Origin of the sequence: Actinophytocola sp., assembly GCF_036002505.1 — a bacterium.
Lineage (GTDB): Bacteria > Actinomycetota > Actinomycetes > Mycobacteriales > Pseudonocardiaceae > DASYTH01.
Window position 1 is genome coordinate 1 of the sequence record NZ_DASYTH010000083.1, and the last position, 9,383, is coordinate 9,383.

The following is a 9,383-nucleotide window of genomic DNA, read 5'->3' on the forward strand; positions in this document are numbered from 1 at the left end:
CCGCCTGGCCCGCAGCAGCAGCTTGCGCAGCTCGTCGTTCACGCCGAGCGGGGCGTCGGACGCGGTGTCCACGCCGCCCGCGACGCCCGCGTCGATCTGTCCGAGGGCGATCTTGTTGGCGACCAGGATCACCGCCTCCAGGCCGGTGCCGCAGGCCTGCTGGATGTCGTAGGCGGGGGTCTCCGGAGAGAGTTTGCTGCCCAGGACGGATTCGCGGGTGAGGTTGAAGTCCTTGCTGTGCTTGAGGACCGCGCCCGCGGCGACCTCGCCGAGGCGTTCGCCGGCCAGGCCGAACCGGGCCACCAGGCCGTCCAGCGCGGCGGTGAGCATGTCCTGGTTGGACGCGGAGGCGTAGGGGCCGTTGGACCGTGCGAACGGGATCCGGTTGCCGCCGAGGATCGCCACTTTCCTTGTCTCGCTGGGAGCCACGTCACCCTCCTGGGTTGTCTCGCTGGCCACCTTATTTTACTCGTGAGTAGCATTACCAGTGAGTAGGGAGGCACGCCACATGACCGACCGCTACCAGCAGTTTGCCCGCTCCGGTGTGGGCCGGCTCATCGTGAGCCGGCTCGGCCTGCCGAACCCCGCGCCGCTGCGGCGGTACCGCCCGGGCGAGCCGCCGCTGCCCGGCCCGGCCCTGGTCGGCGCCGCACCGGGCGGCCGGCTGGGCGATGCCGTGGCCACCGCGCTCAAGTCCGCGGGGATCGACATGATCTCCGAGCCGGGCACCGCGAACGGCGACGGGCCGCGGTACGGCGGCCTGGTGTTCGACGCCACCGGCATCGCCAACCCCACCCAGCTGCGCGAGCTGTACACGTTCTTCCAGCCGAACCTGCGCGCGCTGGCCGGCTGCGGCCGGGTGCTGGTGCTCGGCACGCCGCCGGAGAACGCGGCCACCCGGTCCGAGGCCATCGCGCAGCGTGCGCTCGAGGGCTTCACCCGCTCGGTCGGCAAGGAGCTGCGGCGCGGCGCGACCGTGCAGCTGGTGTACGTCGCGCCGGGCGCGGAGAGCGCGCTGGAGTCGACGCTGCGGTTCCTGTTATCCGCCCGGTCGGCCTACGTGTCCGGCCAGGTCGTCCGGATCGGCACGCACGGCGCCGGGCTGGCCGAGCCGGATGACTGGGACCGCCCACTCGACGGCAAGGTCGCGCTGGTCACCGGTGCGTCCAGGGGAATCGGCGCGGCCATCGCGGACGTGCTGGCCCGCGACGGCGCGCACGTGGTGGCGCTGGACGTGCCCGCGCAGGGCGCCGAACTGTCCACGGTGGCCAATCGGGTGCGTGGTTCGGCGCTGCAGTTGGACATCACCGCCGAGGACGCGCCCGCGCGGCTCGTCGAGCACCTGTCCACCCGGCACGGTGGCGTGGACATCGTGGTGCACAACGCGGGGATCACCCGGGACAGGAAGCTGGCGAACATGAAGGACCCGGCCTGGGACGCCGTTCTGGCGGTGAACCTGATCTGCCAGCCGGTCGTCAACGAGGCGCTGATCAACGGCGACGTGTTGCGCCCCAACGGAAGGATCATCGGGGTGTCCTCGATCGCCGGGATCGCCGGCAACACCGGGCAGACCAACTACGCCACCACCAAGGCCGGGGTGATCGGCATGGTCAACGCGTACGCCCCGGTGCTGGCCGGGCGCGGCGCGACGATCAACGCGGTGGCCCCGGGTTTCATCGAGACGAAGATGACCGCCGCGGTGCCGCTGGCCATCCGCGAGGTCGGTCGCCGAATGAACAGCCTGGCCCAGGGCGGGCTTCCGGTCGACGTCGCCGAGACCGTCGCCTGGTTCGCGAACCCGGCGTCCGGCGCGGTGAACGGCAACGTGGTCCGGGTCTGCGGGCAGAGCCTGCTGGGAGCGTGAGCCATGGCCGTCAAGGAACTCCGGAACACGCCGAACCTCGTCGCGCTGTATGGAAAGGCGGTGCTGACCGGGTTCACGCGGCACGGCGGCGAGCTGCCGGACACGGTCTACGAGCTGCCGCACGTGCCGGTGGACGCGGAGAGGCTGGCGGCCTACAACCGGGTCTGCGGTTTCCGGCTCACCGGTGAGCTGCCCGTGACCTACCCGCACGTGCTGAGCTTTCCGTTGCAGATCAAGCTGATGACCGACCCCGGCTTCCCGTTCCCGCTGGTCGGGTCGGTGCACCTGGCGAACCGGATCACCCAGACCCGACCGCTCCAGGTGGACGACAAGCTCGGTCTCCGGGTGCGGGTGGCGAACGAACGGCCACACGCGAAGGGCCGGAAGTTCGACATGATCAGCGAGGTGATCGTGGCCGGCGACGTGGTCTGGACCGGTGTCAGCACGTACCTCAGGCGCGGTCGTGGCTCCGGCGAGGAGGGCTCCGGCAAGGTGCCCGCCACCCCGCCGGAGCCGACCGCGCTCTGGCACGTGCCCGGTGACATCGGGCGGCGCTACGCCGAGGTCTCCGGCGACCGCAACCCGATCCACCTGCACCCGCTGACCGCCCGGCTGCTCGGTTTCCGCCGGGCCATCGCACACGGCATGTGGACCAAGGCCCGCTGCCTTGCCGCGTTCGAGGGCCGGCTGCCGGACGCATACACCGTCGACGTCCGGTTCAAGCTGCCGGTGCTGCTGCCGGCCAGGGTCGGCTTCGCCACGCACCCCACCGAGGACGGCTGGAGTTTCGACCTCTTCGACGCGCGCACCAGAAAGCCGCACCTGGCCGGCATGATCAGCGCCGGCGCAGGGTGAACTCGTCGGAGGTGCCCAACCCACCCAACAGGATCGCCAGGTTCCCGCTGACCGCGTAGTCGCCGAACGGCGCGACGGCCACCGTGGTCGGGTCGTCGACCGGCCACAGGTCCCGGCTGAGTTCGCGCGCGGCGTGCCAGTCGTTCCGCGGGCGCAGGATCGTCAGCGCGTCCACGGCCTCCGGAGCACCGCCGAGGTTGTTGGTGACCACGACCAGATCTCCATTGCGGTGCAAGGCGATCCCGTCCGCGCCGACCAGCGGGTGGTCCAGCCGGACCTCGGTGGCCACCGGGCGACCGCGGGTCGGGATCCGGAACAGCTGGCCGGTGTCGTACTTGCCGACCAGCAGGTATCCATCCGGGTGCCAGGCGATGCCGTTGATCCCGGCCGCGCCGGTCGGGGTCTTGGCGAACCGCGGGTCACGGAGGAACTCCGAGGCGTGCCCGACCGGATCCACCTTGTAGATCACATCCGACTCCGAGTCGGTGACGTAGGCGTTGCCGTCGCGGTCGAACGTCACGTCGTTGGCCGTGTGGCCGGGGCCGACCGCGAGGTCCACGACGTGCCGCGCGGCACCTGTGCGCAGGTCGAAGATGCCCAGGCCGGTCCGGCGCTTGGCCGGATCCGGCTCGGCGCCCTCGGAGATGCCGATGTCGCCGTAGGTCACCAGAATCCGGCCGCGCGCGGCGTCGACGTGCAGGCCGACCGTGCCGACGATCCGCGGGTCGTCGACCAGTGTCCGGGTCGACCCGTCCGGCGCGACCACGGAGACCGTGCCGTGGAACAGCGACCCGACCAGGAACGTGTGCCGGGTCGGGTCGTAGGCGACCCCCTCGGGATGCAGGGCCGGCGAATGCCCGTGCACCACCGCGGGATATCCGCCGGTGGCGCCCGCGGTTCCGGGCACCAGCAGGGCCAGGCCGACGATGGCGGCTAACGCACCGCCGATCTGTCGTGCGTTCATCGTGTTCCCCTCGTTTGACATGGATGTACGCCACGAAGACTCGTGAACTCCGTGGCGCGCTGACAGAGTGTGGTGATACGGGTAGTGCCGCTACCACCAAGGAAGGGGGAGGCCGGCCATGACCGCGCAGATACCCCGCCGGCGCGAGCTGGCCGAGTTCCTCCGCAGCCGGCGGGCCCGGGTGACCCCGGCCGACGTCGGCCTGCCGAACGGGGGCGGGCTGCGGCGCACCCCGGGCCTGCGCCGGGAGGAGGTCGCGCTGCTCGCCGGCGTCGGGGTCACCTGGTACACCTGGCTCGAGCAGGGCCGCGAGATCAACCCGTCGGACGAGGTGCTCGCCAGCATCGCCCGCACGCTGCGGCTGTCCAGCGCGGAGACCGACCACGTGTTCCGTCTCGCCCGCGTGCAGCCGCACGTCAACGGCACCGCGTCCGCGCTGCCCGACGTGTTGCGACGCCTCGTCGAGCATCAGGAGCCGGCGCCGGCGATGCTGATCGACGGCCGGTGGGACCTGCTGGCCTGGAACTCCTCCGCCGAGGAGATCTACCGCTACGACCAGGTGCCGGCCGGGGAGCGGAACGCCGCGTGGCTGTTGTTCGGCTGGCCGCTGATGCGTGAGGTACTGCTCGACTGGCCGTACCACGCCCGCCGGGTGCTGGCCGCGATCCGGGCCTCCAGCGTGGACCTGCTCGACGACGAGCGGTTCAACGCCGTGCTGGACCGGCTGCGGCGGGAGTTCCCGGAGGTGCGCCGATGGTGGGACGACCACGAAGTGGCGCCGAAAACCCTGGCGCACAAGCGGTTGCGGCACCCGACCCGCGGAATCATCGAGGTGGAGGAGGTCGTGCTGCGCCCGGGTGTCGCCCCTGAGCTGCAGCTGATCGTGAACCTGCCGCTCTAACCGGCGTGTTGGCATCTCACATCGCCGTGTTGGCCGCTGGCGTGCCTGTGTTGGCGCATGGCGAGCGCGAGCCGGCCAGTCCGCGCGTAGCAAGCCAACACGACATCGCCGCGGGCCAACATGGCGACGCCACGCGCAAACACATGGGATCAGTACGCGTCGCGGAGGAGTTGGGCGGCGCGCTCGGGGTAGACGTCGTTGAGGAAGGCACCCATGCCGGCTTCGGAGCCGGCGAGGTATTTCAGCTTGTCCGGGGCCCGGCGGATGCTGAACAGCTGCAGGTGCAGGTAGCCGAGGTCGCGGCCGGTCCGGACGGGTGCCTGGTGCCAGGCGGCGACGTAGGGCAGCGGGCGGTCGAACACGTGCCGGAACCGGGCGAGCACGTCGATGTAGAGGCGGCAGAACGCGGTCCGCTCGGCGGTGTCCAGCGCGGCGAGGTCGGGCACCTTGCGGTGCGGGAAGAGGTGTACCTCGAACGGCCAGCGCGCGGCCACCGGGACGAATGCGGTCCACAGCTCGTTGGCCGCGACGATCCGGGTGCCGTCGGCGCGCTCGGCGGCGAGCACCTCGGCGAACAGGTCGCCGCCGGGATGGCGCCGGGCGGCGTCGAGCATCGCGCGGGTGCGGGGCGGGACGAACGGGTAGGCGAAGACCTGGCCGTGCGGGTGGTGCAGGCTCACCCCGATCTCCTCGCCGAAGTTCTCGAAGCAGTACACCTGCTCGACGTTCGGCAGCGCGGAGAGCTCGGCGGTGCGGTCCGCCCAGGCCTCCATCACGGTCTCGGCCTGCGCGAGCGGAAGCGTGGCGAACGAGGCGTCGTGGTCGGCGGTGAAGCACACCACCTCGCACCGGCCGCGCGGGTGGTGCAGCGCGGGGAAACGGTTCTCGAACACCGCGACCTCGTAGTCGGACGCGGGGATCTCGGTGGCCCGGCCGGGCTGGGACGGGCAGAGCGGGCAGTCGTCGGTGGCCGGCAGCAGCGTGCGGTCCTGCCGGTGGCCGGCGACGGCCACCCACTCGTCGGTGAGCGCGTCGTGCCGGAGTTCGCTGGCCGGGGCGAAGTCGGGCAGGTCGCGGGTGTCGGGGGCGGTGCGGTCGGCATCCTCCCGGCGGTCGTAGTAGATCAGCTCACGACCGTCGGCGAGCCGGACATGGGTGCGTTTCACCAAGACATTCCCCGCCAACTCACTCAACACCATCCAACAGGTTCGAACATACCCGATCAGGCCTTCGTCGCACCGAGCGACAGGCCGCGGATGAACTGCTTCTGCAGCAGCACGAACACCACCAGGGTGGGGATCGCCGCGATCAGCGCGGCCGCGGCGATCATGTTCTGGTTGGCCACGAACTGGCCCTGCAGGTTGTTCAGCGCCGAGGTGATCGGCCGCCGGTTGCCGGTGGAGATCAACGTGATCGCCCAGAAGAAGTCGTTGTAGATCCACGTGGTGAGCAGTGTCGCGAGTGCGGCCAGGGCCGGCCGGCACAGCGGCATGGTGAGCCGCCAGTACCGGGTCCACAGTGACGCGCCGTCCACGATGGCCGCCTCGTCGATCTCGTGCGGCAGCGTCTTCATGTAGTTGCTCAGCACGAACACGCAGAACCCGAGCTGGAACGAGACGTTGATGACGATCAGGCCGAAGTAGGAGTTGTAGAGCAGCCCGCTGTCGGCGAGGAACCGCGGCAGCGGGATGGCCAGGTACATCCGGTACAGCGGCGTGATGATCACCTGCTGCGGCAGCAGGTTTCCCGCGGTGAACAGAATCAACATGGCGATGTTGAACTTGAAGTTCAGCCGCGCCACCACGTACGCCACCGAGGAGGCCAGCAGCAGCGTCAGGATCACCGCGGGCACGGTGATGTAGACGGAGTTGAGGAAGAAGGTCCACATCTCCGACTGCCGCCAGGCGTTGCCGAAGTTCGCGAACGTCAACCGCTCGGCGATGGACACGTAGCCGGAGCGGTTCGTGTCCTCGATCGGCCGAAGCGCCACGTAGAGCGCGAACAGGATCGGCGTGATCCAGGCCAGCGTCATCACGATCATGAAGACCTGGGCGGCGATCCGGCCGAACCGGGATCCGGTGATCATGCCCGCTTCTCTTTCCGGAAGGTCTGGTACAGGAAGATCGAGATCGGCACCAGCGAGATCACCAGCAGGATCACCCCGAGCGTCGACCCGAAGCCGATCCGCTGGGTCTCTCCGACGATGTTCTGGGTCACCGCGATCGACAGCAGCTCCAGCCCCTTGAGCGGATTTCCCTTGGCGGTGATGAAAACCAGGTCGAACGCGCGCAGCGACTCGATCACGGTGACCACCAGGATCACGATGTTGATCGGCCGCAGCACCGGGAAGGTCACCCGCCAGAACGTCTGCCACGAGCTCGCCCCGTCGACGATGGCCGCCTCGCGCAGCGCCGGGTCGAACGCCTTGAGCCCGGCGAGGTAGAGCACCATCACGTAGCCCGCCTGCCGCCAGGTTGCCTCCGCCAGGATCGCCCACAGGTTCAGCCGCGGGTTGCCGAGCCAGTCGATGAGGTTCTCGTTGGCGGTGCGGCCCAGGATCGAGTTGATCAGGCCGTAGTTCGGCGAGTAGATCAGCTCCCAGATGATCCCGATCAGCGCCAGCGACAGCATCACCGGCAGGAACAGCAGGCTCTGGTAGATCCGGCTGCCCCGGATCCCCCGGTCGATGATCACCGCGAACAGCATGCCCAGCGGTGTGGCGAGCAGGATGAACACCAGCAGCCAGATCGCGTTGTGCCGCACGGCGGGCCAGAAGTCCGGGTAGACGGTGAACGCCTGGTGGTAGTTCTGCACCCCGAACAGGCAGCCGGGCTGCGGAATTCCGGGCAGGGTCGCGGTGTTCCGGCACGGCTCCAGGTGGATCGCGCCGACGCCGGTCCACTTGGTGAACGAGAGCAGCACCGAAGCCAGCGCCGGGAACCAGACGAACGCGAGGTCCAGCAGCAGCGGGATGCCGAGCAGGGCGGCTGCCACCCACTTGTCGCGTGTGGACAGTGTGTGGGTACCCCGCCGGCGGCGGCGCGGGCTCACCGCCGGCGGGTTGGTCATTTCCTTGGTGGCACTGACCATCAGGCGGTGAAGATGGTCTTCGCCTGGTCCTCGGCGCTCTTCTGCAGCGACTCGACCGTGGCCGGCGCCGGGTTGTCGACGAAGCCCTGGATCAGCTTGATCATCGCGGTGGCCATGTCCGGCACCGTGTCGCGGTCCATGAACTGGGAGACCGCCTTGCACGCGCTGATCGCCTGCACCGACTTCTTCTGGATCTCGTTGTAGGTCGGCGCGGTCAGCCCGTTGGCGATGCCGACGTCCCACTGGTCGGTCTTGAGGAAGGTCGACTCGGCGTCCCCGGTGCCCAGGTACTCCAGGATCTTCTTGGCCGCGTCCTTGTTCTTCGCCTTCTTCGGCAGCATGAACCCGTCGGTCGGGGCGTCCATGTAGTCCTGGCCGTGCTCGGAGTTGATCACCGGGTACGGGAAGAAGTCGAGGTCGGCGAGGTTGGCCGCGGAGTAGTTGGCGGCGACCTGGTTGGATCCCTGGAACATCATCCCGGCCTGCTTGTTCTCCAGCGCCTTCGCCGCGTCCTGCCAGATCCGGCCGTTGGCCCCGTTCTGCAGGTACGGCATCAGCTCACGCCACTTGTCGAACACCGCGGTGACACCCTTGTCGGTCCACGGCACCTCGTGCTTCATCAACTTGATGTGGTAGTCGTAGCCGTTGATCCGCAGGTTGAGGATGTCGAACGTGCCGAGCGCGGGCCAGCCGTCCTTCTCCGCGAACGCCAGCGGCACCAGGCCGTCGGCCTGCATCTTCTTGGCCAGCGTGATGAACTCGTCCCAGGTCTTCGGGACGGTGTAGCCCTTCTGCTGGAAGACGCTCTTGTTGTAGAAGACCACCCACGGGTAGTTGTAGATCGGCACCAGGTAGTACTTGCCGTCGATGCCCTTGGACAGGCTCTTCGCCGCGTCGTTGAAGTTGCCGCCGATCTTGCCCCAGACGTCGTCGAGCGGCTCGAGCAGGTTCTGCGCGGCGAAGAACTGCAGCCGGTAGCCGGCGAACCAGGTGGCCAGGTCGTCCGGGGTGCCCTGCAGGTAGTTGCTGATGTTGTTCTGGAACGTGTTGTGATCGACCGTGTTGACCGTGACCTTCACCCCGGACTTGGCGGTCGCGGCATCCACCAGCGCGGCGAACGCGCCCTTGGGCGCGGCGTCGGAGTAGTTCGACCCGAACGTGATCGGGCCGCTGGCGTTGCCGCCGCCGCTGTCGCCGCCGGATGAGGAGCTCGCGCCCTGGTCACCGCTGCTGCACGCGGCGGTGAGCGCTCCGGGCACCGCGGCCAGCGCCGCCGCGCCGGCCAGCCCGCGCAGCGCCGAGCGGCGGCTCAGTGGGGCTGAGTAACGAGATAGGGAGTCCGACATGGTACTTCTCCACTCCGCCGACTGCTACGATCAAACAGATTCGAACAATATCGACCATCACTTGACTACGGTCAAGTAACGATGCCGTGTCGTGATCGGCGCACCCGAACGAGCGACCGCTTGGTATAAAGGCGCAATGTCGCGACGGGCGGAGATCAGGATGTCGGGCGAGGAGGTCAGGGCGTTCCTCGCGGAGCAGATGACCGCGCACGTGGCCACCATCGGGCCGAGCGGGCGGCCGCACCTCGTTCCGGTGTTCTACGTGGCCCGCGGCGCGGGCGTGGCCACCTGGACCTACGCCAAGTCGCAGAAGGTGGCGAACCTGCGGCGGCTGGCCCAGGCCACCGTGCTGGTGGAGTCCGG

10 protein-coding genes are annotated in these 9,383 nt (G+C 69.1%); 4 read left to right on the forward strand and 6 right to left on the reverse strand.

All coding sequences use genetic code 11. The features are described 5' to 3' along the window. On the reverse strand, nucleotides 1-429 hold a 429-nt coding region (locus VGR06_RS06455), incomplete at its 3' end, for a beta-ketoacyl synthase N-terminal-like domain-containing protein (protein WP_327558042.1). Nucleotides 430-508: 79 nt separating this feature from the next. On the opposite strand from VGR06_RS06455, the gene VGR06_RS06460 reads away from it, so the two are divergent. Beyond that, nucleotides 509-1,864, forward strand: a complete 1,356-nt coding sequence (locus VGR06_RS06460; RefSeq protein WP_327558043.1) for a 3-oxoacyl-ACP reductase — start codon at nucleotides 509-511, stop codon at nucleotides 1,862-1,864. A gap of 3 nt (nucleotides 1,865-1,867) precedes the next feature. Continuing rightward, nucleotides 1,868-2,719, forward strand: coding sequence for a MaoC family dehydratase (locus tag VGR06_RS06465; protein WP_327558044.1), 852 nt, complete (start codon nucleotides 1,868-1,870; stop codon nucleotides 2,717-2,719). On the opposite strand, the gene VGR06_RS06470 is transcribed toward VGR06_RS06465, so the two are convergent. Further along, nucleotides 2,700-3,683: an SMP-30/gluconolactonase/LRE family protein gene (locus VGR06_RS06470; protein WP_327558045.1), complete on the reverse strand. Its 984-nt coding sequence runs from the start codon at nucleotides 3,681-3,683 to the stop codon at nucleotides 2,700-2,702. The two genes, VGR06_RS06465 and VGR06_RS06470, sit on opposite strands and share 20 nt — an antisense overlap. A gap of 118 nt (nucleotides 3,684-3,801) precedes the next feature. Between VGR06_RS06470 and VGR06_RS06475 the strand changes: the two genes are divergently transcribed. Continuing rightward, a complete protein-coding gene (locus VGR06_RS06475; protein ID WP_327558046.1) occupies nucleotides 3,802-4,584 on the forward strand; it encodes a helix-turn-helix transcriptional regulator in 783 nt (260 codons plus the stop codon). Nucleotides 4,585-4,733: 149 nt separating this feature from the next. On the opposite strand, the gene galT is transcribed toward VGR06_RS06475, so the two are convergent. The 4 genes from galT to VGR06_RS06495 are packed head-to-tail and all read right to left on the reverse strand — an operon-like array spanning nucleotide 4,734 to nucleotide 9,020. Next, complete coding sequence (galT, locus tag VGR06_RS06480) at nucleotides 4,734-5,750, reverse strand: galactose-1-phosphate uridylyltransferase (RefSeq protein ID WP_327558047.1); 1,017 nt, start codon at nucleotides 5,748-5,750, stop codon at nucleotides 4,734-4,736. 56 nt (nucleotides 5,751-5,806) lie between these two features. Further along, nucleotides 5,807-6,670 carry a carbohydrate ABC transporter permease gene (locus tag VGR06_RS06485; protein WP_327558048.1) on the reverse strand — a complete coding sequence of 288 codons (864 nt, stop codon included), beginning with the start codon at nucleotides 6,668-6,670 and terminating at the stop codon, nucleotides 5,807-5,809. Beyond that, nucleotides 6,667-7,674, reverse strand: coding sequence for a sugar ABC transporter permease (locus tag VGR06_RS06490; protein ID WP_327558049.1), 1,008 nt, complete (start codon nucleotides 7,672-7,674; stop codon nucleotides 6,667-6,669). Before VGR06_RS06490 ends, VGR06_RS06485 begins: the two co-directional genes overlap by 4 nt. Next, nucleotides 7,674-9,020, reverse strand: a complete 1,347-nt coding sequence (locus tag VGR06_RS06495; RefSeq protein WP_327558050.1) for an ABC transporter substrate-binding protein — start codon at nucleotides 9,018-9,020, stop codon at nucleotides 7,674-7,676. The genes VGR06_RS06490 and VGR06_RS06495 overlap by 1 nt, the downstream gene beginning before the upstream one ends. Nucleotides 9,021-9,156: 136 nt before the next feature. Between VGR06_RS06495 and VGR06_RS06500 the strand changes: the two genes are divergently transcribed. Beyond that, nucleotides 9,157-9,383: pyridoxamine 5'-phosphate oxidase family protein (locus VGR06_RS06500; protein WP_327558051.1), on the forward strand; the 227-nt coding region annotated here is incomplete at its 3' end.

Bases quoted from the DNA above. Each gene is read 5' to 3' on its own strand.
- VGR06_RS06460 (WP_327558043.1), top strand. From the start codon at position 509: ATGACCGACCGCTACCAGCAGTTTGCCCGCTCCGGTGTGGGCCGGCTC.
- VGR06_RS06465 (WP_327558044.1), top strand. From the start codon at position 1,868: ATGGCCGTCAAGGAACTCCGGAACACGCCGAACCTCGTCGCGCTGTAT.
- VGR06_RS06470 (WP_327558045.1), bottom strand. From the start codon at position 3,683: ATGAACGCACGACAGATCGGCGGTGCGTTAGCCGCCATCGTCGGCCTG.
- VGR06_RS06475 (WP_327558046.1), top strand. From the start codon at position 3,802: ATGACCGCGCAGATACCCCGCCGGCGCGAGCTGGCCGAGTTCCTCCGC.
- VGR06_RS06485 (WP_327558048.1), bottom strand. From the start codon at position 6,670: ATGATCACCGGATCCCGGTTCGGCCGGATCGCCGCCCAGGTCTTCATG.
- VGR06_RS06490 (WP_327558049.1), bottom strand. From the start codon at position 7,674: ATGGTCAGTGCCACCAAGGAAATGACCAACCCGCCGGCGGTGAGCCCG.
- VGR06_RS06495 (WP_327558050.1), bottom strand. From the start codon at position 9,020: ATGTCGGACTCCCTATCTCGTTACTCAGCCCCACTGAGCCGCCGCTCG.